Annotated in this window: 21 protein-coding genes; 10 read left to right on the top strand and 11 right to left on the bottom strand. The window is 41.1% G+C overall.

What is annotated here, in order from left to right; translation table 11 throughout:
• Positions 1-13: 13 nt before the first annotated feature.
• The 6 genes from V7K31_RS14540 to V7K31_RS14565 all read right to left on the bottom strand — a co-directional run bounded on the left by V7K31_RS14540 (position 14) and on the right by V7K31_RS14565 (position 5,652).
• Positions 14-589: a 5-formyltetrahydrofolate cyclo-ligase gene (locus tag V7K31_RS14540; protein WP_335095024.1), complete on the bottom strand. Its 576-nt coding sequence runs from the start codon at positions 587-589 to the stop codon at positions 14-16.
• 72 nt (positions 590-661) lie between these two features.
• Positions 662-1,606, bottom strand: coding sequence for a GDP-L-fucose synthase family protein (locus V7K31_RS14545; protein ID WP_335095025.1), 945 nt, complete (start codon positions 1,604-1,606; stop codon positions 662-664).
• Between the two features lie 23 nt (positions 1,607-1,629).
• Positions 1,630-2,709 carry a GDP-mannose 4,6-dehydratase gene (gmd, locus tag V7K31_RS14550; RefSeq protein ID WP_335095026.1) on the bottom strand — a complete coding sequence of 360 codons (1,080 nt, stop codon included), beginning with the start codon at positions 2,707-2,709 and terminating at the stop codon, positions 1,630-1,632.
• A 676-nt stretch (positions 2,710-3,385) separates the two neighbouring features.
• Positions 3,386-4,144 carry a sugar transferase gene (locus V7K31_RS14555; protein WP_335095190.1) on the bottom strand — a complete coding sequence of 253 codons (759 nt, stop codon included), beginning with the start codon at positions 4,142-4,144 and terminating at the stop codon, positions 3,386-3,388.
• Between the two features lie 112 nt (positions 4,145-4,256).
• On the bottom strand, positions 4,257-5,399 hold the full coding sequence (locus tag V7K31_RS14560) for a glycosyltransferase (RefSeq protein ID WP_335095027.1): 1,143 nt from the start codon (positions 5,397-5,399) through the stop codon (positions 4,257-4,259).
• 73 nt (positions 5,400-5,472) lie between these two features.
• Positions 5,473-5,652, bottom strand: a complete 180-nt coding sequence (locus tag V7K31_RS14565; RefSeq protein ID WP_335095028.1) for a hypothetical protein — start codon at positions 5,650-5,652, stop codon at positions 5,473-5,475.
• A gap of 73 nt (positions 5,653-5,725) precedes the next feature.
• Here V7K31_RS14565 and V7K31_RS14570 point away from each other — a divergent pair, with 73 nt between their 5' ends.
• Positions 5,726-6,664: an NAD-dependent epimerase/dehydratase family protein gene (locus V7K31_RS14570; RefSeq protein ID WP_335095029.1), complete on the top strand. Its 939-nt coding sequence runs from the start codon at positions 5,726-5,728 to the stop codon at positions 6,662-6,664.
• Positions 6,665-6,965: 301 nt separating this feature from the next.
• Positions 6,966-7,841, top strand: coding sequence for an SMP-30/gluconolactonase/LRE family protein (locus V7K31_RS14575; protein WP_335095030.1), 876 nt, complete (start codon positions 6,966-6,968; stop codon positions 7,839-7,841).
• Positions 7,842-8,134: 293 nt separating this feature from the next.
• Here the strand turns inward: V7K31_RS14575 and V7K31_RS14580 are convergent, their stop codons facing one another.
• Positions 8,135-10,309: a DEAD/DEAH box helicase gene (locus V7K31_RS14580; protein WP_335095031.1), complete on the bottom strand. Its 2,175-nt coding sequence runs from the start codon at positions 10,307-10,309 to the stop codon at positions 8,135-8,137.
• Positions 10,310-10,663: 354 nt separating this feature from the next.
• Here V7K31_RS14580 and V7K31_RS14585 point away from each other — a divergent pair, with 354 nt between their 5' ends.
• Both V7K31_RS14585 and V7K31_RS14590 read left to right on the top strand, forming a co-directional pair.
• Positions 10,664-11,101 carry a DoxX family protein gene (locus V7K31_RS14585; protein ID WP_335095032.1) on the top strand — a complete coding sequence of 146 codons (438 nt, stop codon included), beginning with the start codon at positions 10,664-10,666 and terminating at the stop codon, positions 11,099-11,101.
• A gap of 22 nt (positions 11,102-11,123) precedes the next feature.
• Positions 11,124-11,693 carry a DUF2808 domain-containing protein gene (locus V7K31_RS14590; RefSeq protein ID WP_335095033.1) on the top strand — a complete coding sequence of 190 codons (570 nt, stop codon included), beginning with the start codon at positions 11,124-11,126 and terminating at the stop codon, positions 11,691-11,693.
• Between the two features lie 69 nt (positions 11,694-11,762).
• On the opposite strand, the gene V7K31_RS14595 is transcribed toward V7K31_RS14590, so the two are convergent.
• The 3 genes from V7K31_RS14595 to V7K31_RS14605 all read right to left on the bottom strand — a co-directional run bounded on the left by V7K31_RS14595 (position 11,763) and on the right by V7K31_RS14605 (position 13,215).
• Positions 11,763-12,341, bottom strand: a complete 579-nt coding sequence (locus V7K31_RS14595) for a Uma2 family endonuclease (RefSeq protein WP_335095034.1) — start codon at positions 12,339-12,341, stop codon at positions 11,763-11,765.
• Between the two features lie 10 nt (positions 12,342-12,351).
• Positions 12,352-12,930 (bottom strand): Uma2 family endonuclease, encoded by a 579-nt coding sequence (locus tag V7K31_RS14600; RefSeq protein WP_335095035.1) that lies wholly within the window; start codon positions 12,928-12,930, stop codon positions 12,352-12,354.
• Positions 12,931-13,035: 105 nt separating this feature from the next.
• Entirely contained in the window at positions 13,036-13,215 is a 180-nt protein-coding gene (locus V7K31_RS14605; RefSeq protein WP_335095036.1) for a hypothetical protein, read from the bottom strand.
• A 276-nt stretch (positions 13,216-13,491) separates the two neighbouring features.
• On the opposite strand from V7K31_RS14605, the gene V7K31_RS14610 reads away from it, so the two are divergent.
• Entirely contained in the window at positions 13,492-14,484 is a 993-nt protein-coding gene (locus V7K31_RS14610) for a DUF6745 domain-containing protein (protein WP_335095037.1), read from the top strand.
• Positions 14,485-14,761: 277 nt separating this feature from the next.
• Positions 14,762-14,929 carry a hypothetical protein gene (locus V7K31_RS14615; protein ID WP_335095038.1) on the top strand — a complete coding sequence of 56 codons (168 nt, stop codon included), beginning with the start codon at positions 14,762-14,764 and terminating at the stop codon, positions 14,927-14,929.
• 114 nt (positions 14,930-15,043) lie between these two features.
• Here the strand turns inward: V7K31_RS14615 and V7K31_RS14620 are convergent, their stop codons facing one another.
• A complete protein-coding gene (locus V7K31_RS14620) occupies positions 15,044-15,298 on the bottom strand; it encodes a hypothetical protein (RefSeq protein ID WP_335095039.1) in 255 nt (84 codons plus the stop codon).
• A 256-nt stretch (positions 15,299-15,554) separates the two neighbouring features.
• Between V7K31_RS14620 and V7K31_RS14625 the strand changes: the two genes are divergently transcribed.
• From V7K31_RS14625 to V7K31_RS14640, 4 genes are all read left to right on the top strand, one after another.
• Positions 15,555-15,956: a CU044_2847 family protein gene (locus V7K31_RS14625; protein ID WP_335095040.1), complete on the top strand. Its 402-nt coding sequence runs from the start codon at positions 15,555-15,557 to the stop codon at positions 15,954-15,956.
• Positions 15,953-16,663, top strand: coding sequence for a TIGR04283 family arsenosugar biosynthesis glycosyltransferase (locus V7K31_RS14630; protein ID WP_335095041.1), 711 nt, complete (start codon positions 15,953-15,955; stop codon positions 16,661-16,663). Before V7K31_RS14625 ends, V7K31_RS14630 begins: the two co-directional genes overlap by 4 nt.
• Before the next feature lie 322 nt (positions 16,664-16,985).
• Positions 16,986-17,759 (top strand): TVP38/TMEM64 family protein, encoded by a 774-nt coding sequence (locus tag V7K31_RS14635; RefSeq protein ID WP_335095042.1) that lies wholly within the window; start codon positions 16,986-16,988, stop codon positions 17,757-17,759.
• A 308-nt stretch (positions 17,760-18,067) separates the two neighbouring features.
• A complete protein-coding gene (locus V7K31_RS14640; protein ID WP_335095043.1) occupies positions 18,068-19,618 on the top strand; it encodes a mercuric reductase in 1,551 nt (516 codons plus the stop codon).
• Positions 19,619-19,754 lie beyond the last annotated feature (136 nt).

Raw genomic sequence — 19,754 nt, forward strand, 5'->3', positions numbered from 1 at the left:
TATCCTGAATGCTTCAGCCTTTTTGAGTCAATCCGGTTTCGGTAGAAACAGTTTGTAGTGGTTTATCCCAAAGTTCAATCGGTATTTGGGACAAATAGGCAAAATCAAAGACAATTCCGATAGTCGGCTTTGTCTGCCACTGCGGTAAACTGAGCAAGCGATCGTAATATCCGCCGCCATAACCCAAACGATATCCTTGATAGTCGCAAGCTACACTGGGGACGAGAATCAAATCTACTTCGGCAGCATCTAAGATTGGAGCGTCGGGATGTGGTTCAGTAATGCCATAAGCGCCATTTTGGACAGAATCTTCAGGTGTCCAAATATGCCAATATAGGGATTTATCAACGCAGCGAGGAAATCCCCAACGGTATTTGGTGTTTGCAAATAGTGGACTGAGGTCTGGTTCTTGACGAAAGCTGAAATAAGCGAGTATTGTTTTTGCTTGGGTAAATAAAGTAGAGTTTTGTAAATGAGAGCAAATGCGATCGCTTTTTTCTCTCCACTCTCCAACGGACATTGATTGACGTGTTTTGAGTAAAGTGCGGCGTAGTTCTGCTTTATTTAGTTGATAATTAACTTTGTCCATAAAAATTTATAGCGTGAAAGAAATAAGCTGGGCATTACCCAGCTTAAGTACTCTACACTCATTAGTACATTGTTATGCAGCGTGTTGACGATACCACTCAATGGTATTTTTTAGCCCTTCCTGAAAGCTTACCTGAGCAGTGAAATTAAAGGCTTGCCTTGCCCGTTCAGTATCTAAACAACGGCGGGGTTGACCATTAGGCTGGTCAGTTTGCCAAACAATTTCACCATTAAACTCCATCAATTCGCAGATTAGAGTTACTAAATTAAGGATAGAGATTTCATCACCTGTTCCCAAATTAACTGGTTCCAATTCGTTATAGAATTGAGTCCCCATAACAATCCCCCTCGCTGCATCTTCTGAATACAGAAACTCGCGGGTGGGACTGCCATCACCCCAAACTGGAAGTTGCTTTTCTCCTTTAATTTGGGCTTCGTAAACTTTCCGAACTAACGCTGGAATAACGTGGGAACTTCCAGGGTCAAAGTTATCTTCTGGGCCATATAAATTTACTGGCAGTAGGTAAATCCCATTAAAATCGTACTGCTGACGGTAAGATTGCAATTGAACTAAAAGTGCTTTTTTTGCAATTCCGTAGGGGGCGTTGGTTTCCTCTGGGTAGCCATTCCAAAGATCATCTTCTTTGAATGGCACTGGGGTAAATTTAGGATAGGCGCAGATTGTCCCAACACATACAAATTTTTCTACTCCAGCTTGATAGGCAGCGTGAATTAGCTGGGTTCCCATTATCAAGTTATCGTAGAACAACTCTGCGGGTTTTTCGCGGTTCAGACCGATGCCACCAACATGAGCTGCTAGGTGAATAATTATGTCTTGCTGGTCAACTGCACGTTGGCTATTTTCCCAAACACGTAGATCGCAATCGCGCGATCGCACTATTGTAATCTTCTCACGAGCAGCCCCTGCTTTACACAGTTGATCAATCACCTGACGACCTAGAAACCCCGACCCACCAGTCACGAGAATACGTTGATTTTTTAGTTCTAAGGCGGTCATATTTTTATCTTTTGTGGTGGGAATCAGAAGTGCAAAGCACCCAGTTCTTGACGAGTAGTAGCAATATCATGTGGAAATTGCGAACCATTTCCATTAGGTGAAGTGTGACCCAATACTTGTAAGTCTGCTTCTACCATTAGAGAAACTAGTTCTTCAAAGGTTACTGATGTTGTCCAGCCCAACTTCTGGCGTGCTTTGGTAGAATCGCCAATCAACAACTCTACCTCAGATGGACGGAGGTAACGCTCATCAAACTCTACATAATCTTGCCAATTGAGATTCACATAACTAAATGCCAGTTGCAAAAACTCCCGTACCGAGTGAGTTTCACCAGTAGAAATTACGTAATCTTCTGGCTGGTCTTTCTGCAACATCAACCACATGGCTTTGACGTAATCTTTCGCATAGCCCCAATCTCGCTTGGCATCTAGATTACCCATGTAAATTTTTTTCTGCTTACCAGCAACGATACCAGCCACTGCTCTAGTAATTTTGCGGGTTACAAAGGTTTCACCCCGTCGTGGTGACTCGTGGTTAAAAAGTATGCCGTTACAAGCAAACAAACCATAAGACTCACGATAATTTACAGTTTGCCAGTGGGCGTAAACTTTCGCACAGGCATAGGGACTGCGCGGATAAAAGGGCGTTGTCTCAGTTTGAGGTATTGCTTGTACTAAACCGTACATTTCTGAAGAACCCGCCTGGTAAAATCGCACCTGAATTCCGGTACGCTGTTGGTAGTCCCGAATTGCTTCCAACAGACGCAGTGTACCCATTCCTACAGTATCCACCGTATATTCTGGTGAATCAAAGCTGACTCTGACATGGGATTGAGCGCCGAGGTTATAAATCTCTACTGGTTTGACATCTTCTAAAATACGGCGCAAGGTTGTACCATCCGTCAAGTCACCATAGTGCAGAAACAACCGCACTCCCTCTTTGTGGGGGTCTTCGTAAATGTGATCGATGCGGTCTGTGTTGAAGGTAGAAGTTCGGCGAATAATGCCATGAACCTCATAACCTTTTTCCAGCAAAAACTCAGTTAGATATGAACCATCTTGACCAGTAATACCAGTAATTAACGCTCGTTTTTCTTGCGTCATGCTCAATTATCCTTTATTGTCTTTGATTAAAAAGTTACAAGCAATCTGATACAACCTAGCAGCTAATTGCCGAATTGCCTAATGGGAAACCTACGAGTTATTGTGGTTATGATACTTTTGGACTACATAAATATACTTAATAAAAAGGAATTTAACACGTAAGCCAACCTGAGATAGATGAAGATTGTTTAATTATGTATATTTTTTCAGATGAAGATTCTTTTTGTGTACGTTGTTTTTTGTCAAAACTTCATATATCTCTGGTTTTGTGAAGATTCAATAGAATAGGATTTTAAATTAGACTTCTGGCAAAAATCTGAATATGAGCAAAACGAACCACAGAGAGAAGTTTCACCTAGGTAGAAAGACATAAACCTCGTCCATTTTGAAAACTGAAGTAGTGGAGGCAGCGTTCGACTGACTTGTACTGACTTCTACTGAGCGATGTCGTTGGCGCAGCCTAAGAAGAGAAGTAGCGCTCACGCCGAAGTCTTGCCCGCTACTTACTACCCGCATTTTAGCTGCTGCCGCTACTTTTAAAACTATGGTTCTCAAAATAGATGGAGTTTAAATAGAGATAACTATATAAAGCAAAGATGAACAGTCGTTTAGTCTAGGGCAAGAATTGGTACTTAGGGGCATTAACTGCCCCCCAGAATCCACCCTAAGTAGTTACTCAGTATGCCCCGTTATTTTTGGGCAGAATCACCACATCAACAGTTTTCAAGATAATCCATAAATCAAGCCATAAATTCCTAAATTTGACATAATGCAGGTCTATTTGGACTCGCCGAGGGTAGGGAATGTCATTACGCCCAGATACCTGCCACAAACCAGTAATTCCTGGACGGATTGTTAAAATCTCATCAATGTGACAACCGTATTTTGGCAGTTCCTCTGCTACTAAGGGTCGGGGGCCGACTACACTCATGTCCCCTTTTAAAACATTCCAGAACTGGGGAAATTCATCTAAGCTGGTAATTCGCAAAAATCGACCAATTTTGGTAATCCGGGGATCTTGTTTCAGCTTAAAACTGCTCTCAAATTCTTGTCGCAACTGGGGGGATGTTTCCATCATTTGCACGAGGATTTCGTCCGCATTGCTCACCATTGTTCGGAATTTAATACAATTAAACGCTTTGTAATTTTTCCCTACCCGTTCGTGGACATAAAAAATTGGACCTTCTGAGCTGAAAGCAATCAGCAAGACCAAGATTAAGTAGACGGGGAAGAACAAAATTAACACTGACAGCGAAAACACTATATCGAACAGTCGCTTGGCAAACTCTCCGTTTAAACCCTGAAAAGAGAAACCTTTGGGTTTAACTTTTGGGGTCTTTGTTTTTTGACCGCGTTTTAAGAAAGTACGCGTAGACGCTCTAGTGTCTTGCTGTAGGCCTCGCTTGCCGGAGAGGAGTGAGCTCTGGGCAGTCATCATACTCCTTAATAATCCACACCACACATAGTCCCAATATTAAAGCCAAAATGAGGTGCTTCTGGGGGGAAATTGCCAAAAGCCTAAAAAAATAAGAGATTAACCAAGACCATCATTGGAAAAACGGTCTTTTTTCGTTGCATTTGTTTACAAAATCTAGATAACGATCTGCAAAGATTTGCGGTGAAAACTGCGCGGCGTGCGATCGCATATACTCGGAACTGAATGAACCCTCATACATTTCAAACTTTTCTACTGCCTCCACTAAAGCTGCCTCTGTTTGCGTCCTGAAAAATATACCTGTCCCTGTATCCACATCAGAGCGGATATCTCGCACTGTTTCTAGAGCACCTCCTGCACCATAGGCAATCACTGGTGTGCCACAGGCTTGTGCTTCCACTAGGGCAATACCAAAATCTTCACAAGCTGCATACACAAAAGCCTTAGCCCTAGACATATATTTTTTTACCACATTATCGGGTTGCCATCCCAGTATTTGGATATTGGAGTTTGCCATCTCACGAATCTTTATCATTTCATCTCCTGTACCAATTACTACTAATGGTCGTTTTAGTTGATTAAAAGCGTTGACAATCAACGATACTTGCTTGTAACTCACTAACCGGGAAACTATCAGGTAAAAGTCCTCTTTCTCAGACAGAAATGGAAATTCCGCAATATTCACTGGTGGGTAAATGACTGTTGCTTCTCGCCGATAGCAACGCCAAATCCGCCGAGCTGTATGCTGGGAGTTAGCAATGAAGTAATCAACGCGATTGGCACTCAATACATCCCACTGGCGCAAACGATGTAATATATATCGCGTCACCCACCCAGGCAAACCACTACCCAGTTTGCTGTGGCGTAGATAATCAAAGGTCAAGTCCCAGGCATAGCGCATAGGGCTGTGACAGTAGCAAATATGCATCTGTTCGGGAGTGGTAAGAATTCCTTTGGCAACAGCATGGGATGAAGACAAAATTACATCATAATGCCGTAAATCCAGTTGTTCAATTGCCAACGGCCACAAAGGCAAGTATTTTTGGACACCGTTGCGAGCATAGGGAAGGTGCTGGAGAAAGGTCTTGCCAATCTGACGCTTGTATAAATAACTTTCTCTATTGCTGGATTCAAAATCGATGAGAGCATACAAATCAGCATCAATGTGATTCAAAATTTCTCGGACAACGAGTTCTGAACCACCGGTGGCTTTAGGTGTTAGCCACTCATGAACTAGAGCATATTTCAAGGGCACAGCTAACTTGAATAAATGGAAAATACTTAGGCAACTTGATGACGTTAAATGAAAAGTTTCCCCTTGTGATTAATTAACAGGAAGCGTCCCAGATTAGCACAGAAGACGCAATCTTTCCCTCAGAGGTTCCAGATAGATGCTGTAACCTGATAACCTCAGATTGGGGCATTGGGCATTGGGCATTGGGCATTGGGCATTGGGCATTGGGCATTGGGCATTGGGCATTGTCTCCCTCATCTCCCTCACTTCCCACTCCCCAGTACAGACGCGATTAATCGCGTCTCTGCCCACTCCTTAACAACAACTGATATAGAAAGGGGAAACTTATGCGAATTCTAATTATGGGTGGTACTCGGTTCATTGGTGTGTATTTGACTCAACTACTAGTGGAACAAGGACACGAGGTGGTGCTGTTCAATCGTGGGAATCGCCCAGCACCTCCTTTAGAGGGAGTAGGACAAATTATAGGCGATCGCACGGATGCTACCCAATTAAAAGCAAAATTATCGCCAGAAAATTTTGATGTCATTTTTGACAATAATGGACGGGAACTGACTGATACTCAACCACTAGCAGAGATTTTTCAAGACCGAGTGCAACATTTTGTGTATATGAGTTCTGCGGGTGTGTATCTCAAATCTGACCAATTGCCTCATGTAGAAGGTGATCTGGTAGATCCCAAAAGTCGCCATAAGGGTAAACATGAAACAGAAGCTTATTTGACTCAATTGGGATTGCCCTTTACTTCCATTCGTCCTACTTATATTTACGGACCTCGTAATTATAATGAGTTGGAAAGTTGGTTTTTTGACAGAATTGTGCGCGATCGCCCGATTCCCATCCCTGGAAATGGCTTGCATATCACACAGCTAGGTCATGTAAAAGACTTAGCAAAAGCTTTGACTCAGGTTTTGGGTAATGAACAGGCAATAGGAGAGATTTATAATATATCTGGCGATCGCTTTGTCACTTTTGATGGTTTAGCCCGTGCTAGTGCTGTAGCGGCTGGTAAATCACCCGATGCTGTAAAAATCGTCCATTACGACCCGAAAAAGTTTGATTTCGGCAAGCGCAAAGCTTTTCCGATGCGAGTGCAGCATTTCTTTGCTTCGGTGAATAAAGCGCAAACAGAATTAAACTGGCATCCTGAATATGATTTGATTTCTGGGTTACAAGACTCTCTAGAAAATGACTATTTAGCTAATGCAAAAGACAAAGCAGAAGTAGATTTTTCTGTAGATGAGGAGATTTTACAAGTTGTTTAACAACAAGATTCCCGACTTGTCTAAAAAGTTGGGAATCTGAACCTTAACCAAAAGGAAGAGTTTTTCTTTTACCTGGGGAAGACACAATTCACCGCATTTTTAGTTTAATACAAATTTAAACCTCACCCCCAACCCCTCTCCTGACTAAGGAGAGGGGAGTGTTTGCTTGACTCAAATACGGGGTGAGGTTCAGACTATATTGCAGCGAAGTCAGAACCGCTATATAAGGCAGACGTTTTTAAACGCATTGCGTCAATTCCACTGAAATTGCTTTCTGTAAATGGTGTTGTTGATTGGTAAAATGAACAAGTTGCAATATCCACTCTACAATGTTCTAGAAGCCCGTGCCCGTTTAGGCGAAAGCCCCATCTGGGACACTACCCAAAACCTACTGTACTGGGTCGATATTTATAACCATCGGGTGCATCAGTTCAATCCTACCACAGGGAAAAACTGCTTTTTTGATGTGGGAGATGTCGTAGGTGCGATCGCAACAGCAGGTGCAAATAGATTAATTATGGCGTTGCGTCATCACCTGGCATTCCTCAACACCCAGACAGGTGAAGTTAACCCGATTTTGGAAATTGAAGGAAATCTACCAAATAACCGTCTCAATGAGGGTAAATGTGACTCTCAAGGCCGTTTCTGGTTCGGTTCAACGTGTTCTTTGGAAAAACCCCAGGCTAGCCTATATCGCTATGACATTGATGGTTCATTGCATATTATGGAAATAGGATTAACTATCTCTAATGGTCTGGGGTGGAGTCCTGACGAAAAGACATTTTACTTAACAGATTCCCCCCAGCAAAAAATATACGCTTACGACTTTAACTCAGTAACAGGAAACATTAGTAATCGCCGTATTTTTGTTGATTTAACTAATGAATCTTTCTACCCAGATGGGTTGACAATAGACAGTGAGGGACATATTTGGTCAGCGATGTGGGATGGATGGTGTGTGATTCGTTTCAACGCCAAGGGTGAAGAGATATTGCGGATAAAATTACCTGTGCAATTGCCAACTAGTTGTACTTTTGGCGGTGAGGATTTACAAACACTTTATATTACCACTGCTTCAGTTGGACTCAGCCAATCAGAGATCGAAAAAAGTTTCTACTCTGGTGATTTGTTTGCTCTCCAAACTGATGTTACTGGATTACCTAATTATGATTTTTAGGAATTAGACGATAACAATCCTATAGCGGTTCTCAATTGTGTCAAATACAGGTGAACGTAGGGGCACAGCATTGCTCATTGGTGTCAACTTAAGTCCAAACATCCTCTAAAACCTCGTTTCTAGCCAGAGGCTAGAAATGCTTGCGGCTCTGCCGCAAGTCTTGAGGCGGAGCCTCTCATAGGAATTCTCAGTCAGAGACTGGGAACGAGACAATCTCTAAAAGCTCTTTTTATGCTCGCTTTTACGTTAAGTTAACACCAATGTGTTGCATCCAGGGGAATTTTTGCTCTTGTTTATTCTCTCCAGAGTGCCACTTGCTGTTTGAGTTCTCTCATATCTAAATAATCGCTAGCAAAAGCTTTTCGTAAAAGTGGATGAGGAATAAATTGATCATACTTTTGAATTTCCGGTGCTTCTGAAGTACTGACTAAATCTTCTGGGCTAATTCTTTGCTCACACAATGAAGCGATTTCACGATGAAGATATTTAAATTTATCCTTGCCTAATTTAATTGTTAAATAATAAGGAGTTACTGCACCAATACTTGTAATTTCCAACGATTCTCGACAGCAGGAGTTGAGTAATCTCTCTAAGGTGCGATAAGCAATCGTACCCATCCAGGGAAAAATGCAGCATTTACCTTTTTCCAATTGCAAGATATTTTGTTTATCTAATCCAACCTGCTGCACCAATTGGCGAACTTTATGTAAACGTTGCGAAGCATTTTTTTGCAAGTAACTATACTCGACATTTTCAAATAGAACTTGCTGCATTCGTTGCAAAACTTGAGTATGAATAGTGCCACCACTACCACGCCAATAAATACTAGCTTTACCCTCGGCTTGTTTAACAAAAATAGCCTTCTTTTTAAAGTCTACTTCTACGACTTCCCAACTTCTGCCAGCTAAAGCAAATTGATTGCCAACAGGAGGCGGCGTGACGATACTGCCAATTTCCGTTGCACCTTGTTTAACAATATATTCTTGCTGTTCAGCAAAGACAGCATAAAACTGAAATTTTCTCACAACCTTTTCTCCTGCCAAACCCAGGATTAATTTACCTTCTTCAGTATGCTGAATATGACCAATATCAATTAAATAGCGGAGCAATAGTTGGAAATCCTCTTTTAAAATAGCAGCAAAGGGCGGCAGACTAAAAATTTGTTTAGCTAGGGCATTAGGTGAAATTTGCCCCGTTGCTGTTAAAATACTCATTGTTTGGTGATAAAGCAAACTCAAAGGATATTTAATCGGTCTGATTGGTTCAATCCATTGCTCCTCTAAATAAAGTTGAATAATAGCGATACACTGCAAGAGTTGCCACGGGATTTGCTCTGGTAGAGAAGCTTCTGATAATGGTTTATCTTCGGCGCAGATAAAGCGCATATCGGCAGCTTCATCTCTTCTGCCACTACGTCCTAAACGCTGTAAAAAGCTAGCTACAGATAAGGGTGATTCTAACTGAATAACTCGCTCTAAATGACCAATATCTATGCCTAATTCTAAAGTTAGAGTGGCGGCGGTAACAGCTGGATTGTTGGGTTCACGCATCGCATTCTCAGCTGCTTGCCGCAAGCTAGCAGATATACTCCCATGATGCACATGATATATATCTGGTAGTCCTTGTTTTGTGGCAATTTGTCGCAATGATGCTATTATAGATTCGGTACGCGTCCGATTATTAGCAAATATCAGGCATTTGCGAGATTTGCTGAGATTGAAAATATATTGTTCATCAACTGTCGCCTCTGATTCATCTACTTCATCGGTAAGATAAAAATGTTCTACAGCTAGTTTTATTTGGCGTTTTATCCCGTCAACTTGCGGTGTAATCACTGGCTTATCTGTTCCAGAACTCAACCACTCTTCAGCTGTTGAGTAATCACCAATAGTTGCGGATAAACCAATACGGCGCGGTTGTTTTTGCGTCAACTTTGCTAAACGTTGTAATTGGCAAATAATTTGACAACCGCGTTCTGAACCCATAAAGGTATGAATTTCATCAATAATCACAAATCTTAAATCACCAAATAAACGCAGGAGTTCGTTATTTTTGTTGATTAACAAACTTTCTAGAGATTCTGGTGTAATTTGTAGAATGCCTTGAGGATTCTTTAAAAGCTTGTTTTTTCGAGTTTGAGAAACATCACCGTGCCAGTGCCAAACTGGAATATCTGCTTCTTTGAGTAAGTCGTTGAGGCGCTCAAATTGATCATTAATTAAAGCTTTGATGGGACTAATATATAATGCCCCGATAGTTGTAGGCGGGTTAGCATATAATAGAGTCAAAACTGGCAGAAAGGCTGCTTCTGTTTTACCCGCAGCAGTTGCAGCAGTAACTAGCAAGTGAGCATCAGTGTCAAATATAACTTGACAAGCGGCAATTTGGACTGGTCGTAACTCAGTCCACTGGTGATAATAAATATATTCTTGGATGAAGGGTGCAAGTCGGCTAAAGGCATCGCTCATATTTTTTATGAATAATTAGTAACAGGTAATGAATTAACTACTAAATTATTACTGATTATTTATTACACCGATAAAGTTGAAATAATATCATATTATGGCGGTTGCCAGATGCATGAAGTACATATCAAAACCTCACCCCCAACCCCTCTCCTTATTAAGGAGAGGGGAGATGAAGTATAGCTTTATCGGGGTGAGGTTAACAGTATTTAACTAGATTAGAAAACGCTATAGGCGACGTGAGCATTGTGGATTTTGAAAAATTTTGTCGATTTCTCCTCCTATTGACTCAAGGCAGATTAATATCTGTCAGTCAAACTGAAGTAATAGGGGTAAGTATATAATCAGGCAAAAACCATGAAGAAGTATAAGGAAATTTTACGTGTAGTCCTTGCTATATCCATCATTGTGGTTGGAGTGACACACTTTGTTATTCCAGAACCATTTGTCAAAATTATGCCACCGCAACTTCCTTACCCTTTAGGATTAGTTTATCTCAGTGGCTTTTATGAAATTTTGGGTGGTATCGGCTTATTAGTCCCGCCTGTAAGTCAAGCTGCTGCTTGGGGACTTATTGCTCTTTTTATTGCTGTTTTCCCTGCCAATATCAACATGGCGGTTAATCATATTCAGCTAGAACATATACCAAACTCGCCTTGGGTACACGTAGTCAGACTTCCCTTTCAAGCAGTTTTAATTGCTTGGGCTTGGTGGTACACGAAATCTTCTGATTGGGAAAAACAAGCTTCTATCATTCCCAAGTCACTGATTCCCAAAGGACTAAAATTTAAATGAGTGCGTTTTTTATATTTGAATCATGCGTGTTGCAACTTTATTTGGGATAACACTCTCGTTAGCAATAAGTATTGCAGGAGTTGCCGTGACGGTGACTCAAGCAGTGCAGCTCAGAGATGGTACTGTCTACTTTGTCCAACCGCCAAAACTTGTTAAAGCGACAACTACTTACAAAGATGTGAATATTTTGGGCGGAACTTATTATTTTACTATTAATTTGCCGGAGAATGCTGGAGAATCCCTCCAGAGGGTAACGATCGCCCAGAGCGAGGGAGTAGAAAACATCGACTACAATCTTAATGATACCCGCGCATTTGTGAGAACAAGCGATGCCTACGGCGGGCTACGCCTACGCAAAGAAATGCGACTAAAATTAGGCTCAGTCACAAACGAGCGCGACACACGCACGGTTTCTGTGAACTTTGATCCGCCTGTAACTCCGGGACAGACAATTACAATCGCCCTCCGCCCTGTGAGTAATCCCAGCTTTTCTGGTGTCTACTTATTGGGTGTGACAGCGTTCCCAGTGGGTGAAAAATCCCACGGTCAATTTCTTGGCTTTGGACGGTTTCAGTTTTACAGCAATAGGTGAAGCTGGTTTCCATGAACAAGTAAGCCGGAGTGAGTTTTTTCCAAATTTAGACCCCGCTTTACTAAATATTTATCTCCAGATGATTTGCAAATTTAAAATAAACCCTGGTAAAACATCTTCTCCTGATAATTGTTGTGGAGATTCTGATATTTCTATAGATTTACCAAGACGATAAATTTGTACCTGACGCATTTTCGGATTAATTAACCAACCTAATTTCACTCCATTATCAATATATTCCTGCATTTTATCTTGCGTTTCCCGCAAACTATCGCTTGTTGACATTAATTCTAAAACAAAATCTGGTGCAATTGGGGGGAACTTTTCTTTCTGTTCAGGTGTGAGTGCATCCCATCTATCTTGTCTAATCCAAGCGACATCAGGAGAACGGTTTGCACCATTAGGAAGTTTAAAGCAGGTGGAAGAATCGAAAACTTTACCTAGTTGAGTTTGGCGATTCCAAAACACAAAATCAGCATTAATTTCTGAGTTATGATTTCCAGTTTCTCCGCCTGTAGGTGGCATGATCAGAAGTTCTCCGGCTGTATTGCGTTCAAATTTAACTTCAGGATTTTCCCGACACAACTGATAGAATTGGTTGTCGGTGAGTTGGATGATCGGATTTAAGTTAATGGCGATCGCTGTCATAAATTAATATTTATCTCCAGATTATTGATAAGTTTAAAATAAATCCTGGTAAAACATCTTCTCCTGATAATTGTTGTGGAGATGTTAATATTTCCACTGGTTGACCAAGACGAGAGATTTCTACTTGACGCGTTTTTGGATTAATTAACCAACCTAATTTGACTCCGTTATCGATATATTCCTGCATTTTCTCTTGGGTTTCTCGCAAAGTATCGCTGGGTGACATTAACTCTAAAACAAAATCTGGGGCGATCGGCGGGAACTTTTCTTTTTGTTCGGATGTGAGTGCATCCCATCGATCTTTTTTTATCCAAGCAACATCAGGAGAACGGTTTGCACCATTGGGAAGTTTAAAGCAGGTGGAAGAATCAAAGCAAACTCCTAACTGAGTTTGGCGATTCCAAATCACAAAATCTGCTGCAATTTCAATATTACGATTTCCAGTTTCTCCGCCTGTGGGTGGCATGATTAGAAGTTCTCCGGCTGCATTGCGTTCAAATTTGATTTCAGGATTTTCCCGACAGAGTTGATAAAATTGGTTGTCGGTGAGTTGGATGATGGGATTTAAGTTAATGGCGATCGCTGTCATAGTAATTATGTTGGGGATAACATCAACTTTAGCTAAATTGTAAGCAAAATAAAAAGTTAAAAGAAATAAACCTGGAATTAGGAAGATAAAAGGAATAAATTTTTACTACTTATGTTTATGTTTATCTAGTGCTTTCTGGATAACGCGACGACAAAACTCAGGAGGATCTTCTTTTGCCTTGACTTCTTCCTTCATCTCTTTGGTGATACGAAAGTTTAATTGCTCAGTTAATTCTTTGCTTGGTTGATTCTCAAAATTCTGAGGATTACCTTTCCGGTTTGCCATTGTTTAGAAACGTAAATATAGCTTAAATTCGGTGTTAACAACGAAATAAAGTATTGTCGGTGGGTATCTACCGTCCAAAGTGAATACCCACCATGTCACTTTTTGAGAATGAACACTTTCATTTTGTGTTCACAAGAAGCTCAATTTATATTTAAGTTATTAGCCCTAGCGATCGCCAAATTATTACGCTGAAGTGAGGTTGATTTTAATAAATTTTACTAACCAAGTCAAATAACCTGCTTTAATACAAGATAGCTACTGTATCGCATACCTGCTATGTCCGCCGACTATCTGACACCAGAACAACGTGCATTCATATCCCGATATCGAGAAAAATGGCAACACATTGGGCTATCCACTGAACGCATTAACCAGCAACACGCTACAGATGCAGTTCGAGCAATATATACTGCACTCGAACTCACCGAACCTGAAATAATTATCGTTGATAGCCCCAACGCTGCGTTCGAGTACATCTGGAATTTGCTCAAAGTTGGTTCCCATAGAATTCTGGGTGATGCCATAGATAGTTACTATTGGAGCAGAATCTACAGTAATTTGCAATCAAATTTACTCGTGCGACTACCCGGTGATTTACAAACAAATTTACATTCGTTGTTTGACAATCATCTGGCAAAAGAGTATGCCAATTTACTGCAAAGACAGCTAGAAACACAGTGGAAAGATGTTTTTGAACAACACTTTGGTAAGCGCGATCGCAATTTCATTAAAAATATATTCTCTTCCTGCCAAAAACCTGAAAGTTTAATTGCAGGATGTAGTTATTTTGATTTTTGTATTCATAGTTTAAACTACCACCAATTTCAAAACAAACTATTAATTTTAGAAGACTTTGTTAAGAATTGCGGCTGGACTTTCTTTTTTCAGAATATCGCCATTATCTCCAACCATTCCACCACAATCAGTATTGATAGCAACAACCATCTCCATGACGAAGATACACCTGCTATAGCCTTTGCAGATGGATATAACTTGTATGCACACCACGGTAAACTAAAGCTCGAACGCACGCGTAAACTCGATGATATCGGCTGGGTACACTTATTAGAAAAAATGAATACAGTCGAAATTGACTCCTGGGAAGAATACAAATTGTTACGTATCGTTAGAGAGCGAATTAATGTCCAGCCTATGCAGTTCCTCAAAGTGACAAATCCTAGTACGGGGGAAGTGCGGGTTTCTTGGGTGCCTCTGCGGTTCGCATCTGCTATTGAGGCGGCACGTTGGACAAACCAACGCAGAATTTAGGAATCATCAGTGAGAATGAGCTGTTTAACATCTAGTTTGCATATCTAGATTTAACCAATGATCTCGCAAGTTATTACTAATTCTTAGATTGGCTTGGCTACACAGGCTTTCGTCCGTATGGTGTGGACTAACACAAAACAACCCAGGTTGGTAGTTTTTGTTTATGTAGACGAGGTTTATAACTGCTCATTTCACGTTAAGTTGACTTGTCGGTAGACATTGCTTGTAGAAGTTTGGGATAATCTAGAGGATATTCAGTCGGTAGCTTGAAATACCTATGACTAGTAAAGAAGAATTAAGAAGTGTTGCCTCAGAAATTCCATTATTTAATAATATTGAGCAAAAAGAAACATTTTTGTTTGTGATAGGGGCGTTATTTTCGAGAATTATTAGTTTGAAAAAAGCCGCAGAATTCATGGAAATAGAGCCTGATGTATTTCTTTAACTATTAGATTTGATGGGGCTGGAATTTTCCTACTTGACTGAACAAGATATCGCTATAGAAAAGGATTGTTAGAGTGTGTGAACGTTATTGTCTTTGTCTGCTGCGATCGCTTAATTATAAAAACTCATTGCCAGCAAAGCAAGCTCCGATCCTTGCGATCGCTCTTTGATGCCATTTTTTCAGATTAGATGCAGAGTTCCCGGAAGTAGCTTCAGGGTTCATGGAATTAACTTTAGGGTTCATGGAATTAACTTTAGGGTTCATGGAATTAACTTTAGGGTTCATGGAATTAACTTCAGGGTTCATGGAATTAACTTTAGGGTTCTCGGAAGTAGCTTCAGGGTTGACAGAAGTAGCTTCAGGGTTCATGGAATTAGCTTCAGGGTTTGTCTTTGTCTGCTGCGATCGCTTCAGCATCCGCAGCTGGTGCGTTGAGACATTTTAAGCCGTCATACGTATTAATTCCCACCACTAAAGCGTCTCGACTCATCTTAGAAAGCCCTATGATAGTTGTGCCGAATTATTTCCAGCTTCTACAAGAAATTTAGCGCATTTTCCGTAAAAATTTGTAGGCTACTACAACTGTGCTATCTTACACGCAATTCTTTTAGGCGAGATTTATCCCATGACTCAACTCACACCTATCCAGTTAGAAGATGGCACGATTATTTACATTGAAGCCACAAATAACGTAGATGCTCCGTCAGTTAGCATCGAAGTTTCCCCGGAGGGAGAGGAAGAAGCGTTAATTGATAAGGGATGGGATGCTAATGTTGCACAAAAACAAATAGTGCAAAATTTCCAAGCAATTGAAGGCACAATTCGGGCTTACACTGTTTATACACTCAATGCTTTTAAGAAAATTCCTATTGCTAATATTGATAAAGTCACTCTAGAATTTGGCATCAAAGTTGGTGGTGAAGCGGGTATACCTTACGTAACTAAAGGCACGGCTGAGAGCAATCTTAAGATAACGGTAGAGTGTTCATTTCCTGACCTACTGGAAAAGAAAACTCAGCAATCATGAGTCAGAATATTGACGCAGCTAGAATTTCTATTATTATTCCGACTCTCAATGAAGCCGGGAATATCAAAGAGGCAATTGCAACTACTCAACCCAATATAAATATAGAAGTAATCATAGTAGATGGTGGCTCCAAAGATGACACCATAGAAATAGCTAAGTCATTAGGTATCAAAGTTATCTCATCGTCTCCCGGTCGGGCTATTCAAATGAATGCTGGTGCTGTAGCTGCTAGGGGTGATATTCTATTATTTCTCCATGCAGATACCCGTTTACCTACTGGGTTTGATGACATGATTCGCACGGCGCTGCAACAACCTGAGACTGTGGCTGGTGCGTTTAACTTGCGGATTGAAGCATCACTTTTAAGTTTACGATGGGTGGAGTGGGGAGTAAATGTGCGATCGCATTTTTGCCAAATGCCCTATGGCGACCAAGCAATATTTTTAACAAAGGAAGTATTTCAGCAAATCGGCGGTTTTCTTGAATTGCCTATCATGGAAGACTTTGAACTCATGCGTAGTTTAAAACGCATCGGACGCATTGTAATTATTCCTACACCAGTTGTTACCTCAGCCCGTAGATGGTTACAAAAAGGAGTATTCAAAACTACGCTACTTAATCAAATAGTCATTATTGCTTATTTAGTCGGTATTTCACCTAAGCGAATTTGTCGCTGGTATCGCCGAGAAAAATTTAAGAGGGTTTAAGCTGTTTCTCATGTAAGTAGTATATCTTAGAAGCATTGAATTTGAGGTGTAAGTTTCAACATTGAGCCTCAGAAGGTCAAAGTCGAGCCTCAAAAGGTCAACATCGAGCCTCGAAAGGTCAAAGTCGAGCCTCAAAAGGTCAACATCGAGCCTCGGAAGGTCATAGTCGAGCCTCAAAAGGTCATAGTCGAGCTTCAGAAGGTCATAGTCGAGCCTCAGAAGGTCATAGTCGAGCCTCAGAAGGTCAACGTCGAGCTTCAGAGGGTCAACGTCGAGCTTCAGAGGGTCAAAAATTTATTTATTCTTTTTACCCCTGTAAGTTATGAACAAGAAATTTATAACAAATCGATTTAATCCTGGAGATTTGCGGAAGTTTTTGAGATTGATTGGATTAATATTACTAGTACTTAGCTTTACTTTTTTATCAAACACAGACTTTGCCTTAGCACAAGAATTTACAAATTCAAATTCTTTCAATCCCCAAGCAATTTTACGAAATGCGTTGCAGTGGATTGATAGCCTTGGTACAGTAGGAGCGATCGCTTTTATTGCCCTTTACATTATCGCTACCGTCGCTTTTTTCCCAGGTTCTATTCTCACCTTGGGAGCTGGTGTAATTTTTGGTGCAGTTTGGGGTTCTGTCTATGTGTTTATTGGTGCAACCCTTGGCGCTACTGCTGCTTTCCTTGTGGGACGTTATTTAGCAAGAGGCTGGGTTGCTGGTAAAATCGCAGATAACAAAAAATTTGCTGCCATTGACCAAGCGGTTGGTAGAGAAGGATTAAAAATTGTCCTGTTAACGCGATTGTCCCCCATATTTCCTTTCAATTTATTAAACTATGCTTTTGGGATTACGGGAGTTTCACTTAAAGATTACTTTATTGGCTCTGTAGGCATGATTCCCGGAACCATTATGTATGTTTATATTGGTTCCCTTGCGGGTAATCTGGCCATGATTGGTAGTAAGGCTCAACCCACCAACCCGACTTTACAATGGGCAATTCGCATCTTGGGTTTGATTGCTACAGTCGCTGTGACAATTTATGTAACCCGGATTGCGCGGAAAGCTTTGGAAGAGAAGGTAAGTAGCAATTAAAAATTCAAACGCGTTCTGCTAAAGATAAATTATCTCTTGCTGAAACCTTTATACAGGAAAGCTTTAATAGTATCTGTCAATTCCAGACGGACAAAACAGTTCAAAGGTTGTATTCATTGTTAAATAAGCATTAAAAATAAAAGATTGAGCCACCTAAATTTACTAGATAAGCCTCGCCCCTTGTGGGCGACCTAGTTATCCCTGTTTTCTATTCCCTGTTCCCTATTCCCTTTCATAGCTATTCTTAATTTTGAATATCGCAAAGGCGTTGACTTGAGCATTTTTAATTCTCAAATGAGGTTCCACTAATGACCAATTCAGAATTCGAGAGAGTCACAGTTCGCCCAATGGATGAGTATAATCAAAAGTTGGTGTCTTACGTCCATCCGCCAAATTGGGTTAATCCTCAACCCGCAGATGTTTACGACTTGGTAGTAATTGGTGCTGGTACGGCGGGATTAGTAGTGGCGGCGGGTGCGGCGGGTCTGGATTTGGGTTTAAAAGTGGCGTTGATTGAAAAGCATCTCATGGGTGGAGATTGCTTAAATGTTGGTTGCGTACCATCTAAAACTATTATTCGGTCTGCCCGCGTCGTTGGTGAAATCTGGAATGCTCAAGACTTGGGAGTTAATATTCCCCAACATAATATTGATGTTGATTTTTCCAAAGTCATGGGAAGGATGCGGCGGATAAGAGCTGATATCAGCCATAACGACTCAGCTGAACGCTTCTCATCGTTGGGTGTCGATGTGTTTTTGGGTAGCGGTCGATTTGCAAGTAAAAATACTGTGGAAGTTGGTGAGAAAACCCTCCGGTTTAAAAAAGCTGTAATTGCTACTGGCGCCAGAGCTGCACAACTGTCGATTCCGGGAATTGAAAAGGCGGGTTATTTAACTAATGAGACGGTTTTTTCCCTGATTCAACGACCAGAACATTTGGCGGTGATTGGTGGCGGCCCCATTGGTTGCGAATTGGCGCAGGCTTTTCGACGTTTGGGTTCTGAGGTGGTACTTTTCCATAGCGGTTCTCATCTTCTGAATAAAGAAGATGCTGATGCAGCTGAAATTCTCCAAAAGGTTTTAATTAGCGAAGGAATTCGCGTGGTGTTGAATTCCAAATTAGAAGAAGTAGTAACTGTCACCGAAGGGAAACGGCTTTACTTTTCCTCCAATGGCCATCGAGATTCGGTGACAGTAGATGAAATTTTAGTCGGTGCGGGGCGATCGCCGAATGTAGAAGGTTTAAATTTAGAATTAGTGGGTGTAGAATACGACAATCGCCAAGGTGTAAAGGTAAATGATTACCTCCAGACGACGAATTCCAAAATTTATGCAGCTGGCGATATCTGTATGAACTGGAAGTTTACGCATGCTGCTGATGCCGCAGCGCGGATTGTGATTAAAAATACGCTGTTTTCTCCCTTCGGTTTCGGACGCTCCAAACTCAGTAGTCTGGTGATGCCGTGGGTAACTTATACTGACCCAGAAATTGCCCATGTAGGGTTGTACGAACACGAGGCGCAGAAATTGGGGATTGAGGTGACGACAATCAAGATAGCTTTTAGTAGTGTAGACCGAGCGATCGCAGATGGTGAAGAGTCAGGATTTCTCAAAATCTACCATAAAAAGGGGTCTGATGAAATTATCGGTGCAACTATTGTTGCCAGCCACGCGGGTGAGATGATATCAGTTGTGACTACGGCAATGGTGAATAAGATCGGTTTGAGTAAGTTAAGTAGTGTAATTCATCCTTATCCCACTCAAGCTGAAGCTATTAAAAAAGCAGCAGATGCTTATCGTCGTACACTCCTGACATCAAATACCAAAAAAATATTGGGATTTCTAACAAAGTTATCTTAACCTTTCACAGTATCTGAAAAATCTCTCTCCTTATAACCTCACCCTGTCCTATCTTTAATCCCTCTCCTTATTAAGGAGAGGGACAGGTTTTACGTAGTAAAACCTGGGTGAGGTATCTTAGGGGCTATAATAGTTA

This window comes from Nostoc sp. (assembly GCF_036917675.1).
Taxonomy (GTDB): Bacteria; Cyanobacteriota; Cyanobacteriia; order Cyanobacteriales; family Nostocaceae; genus Nostoc.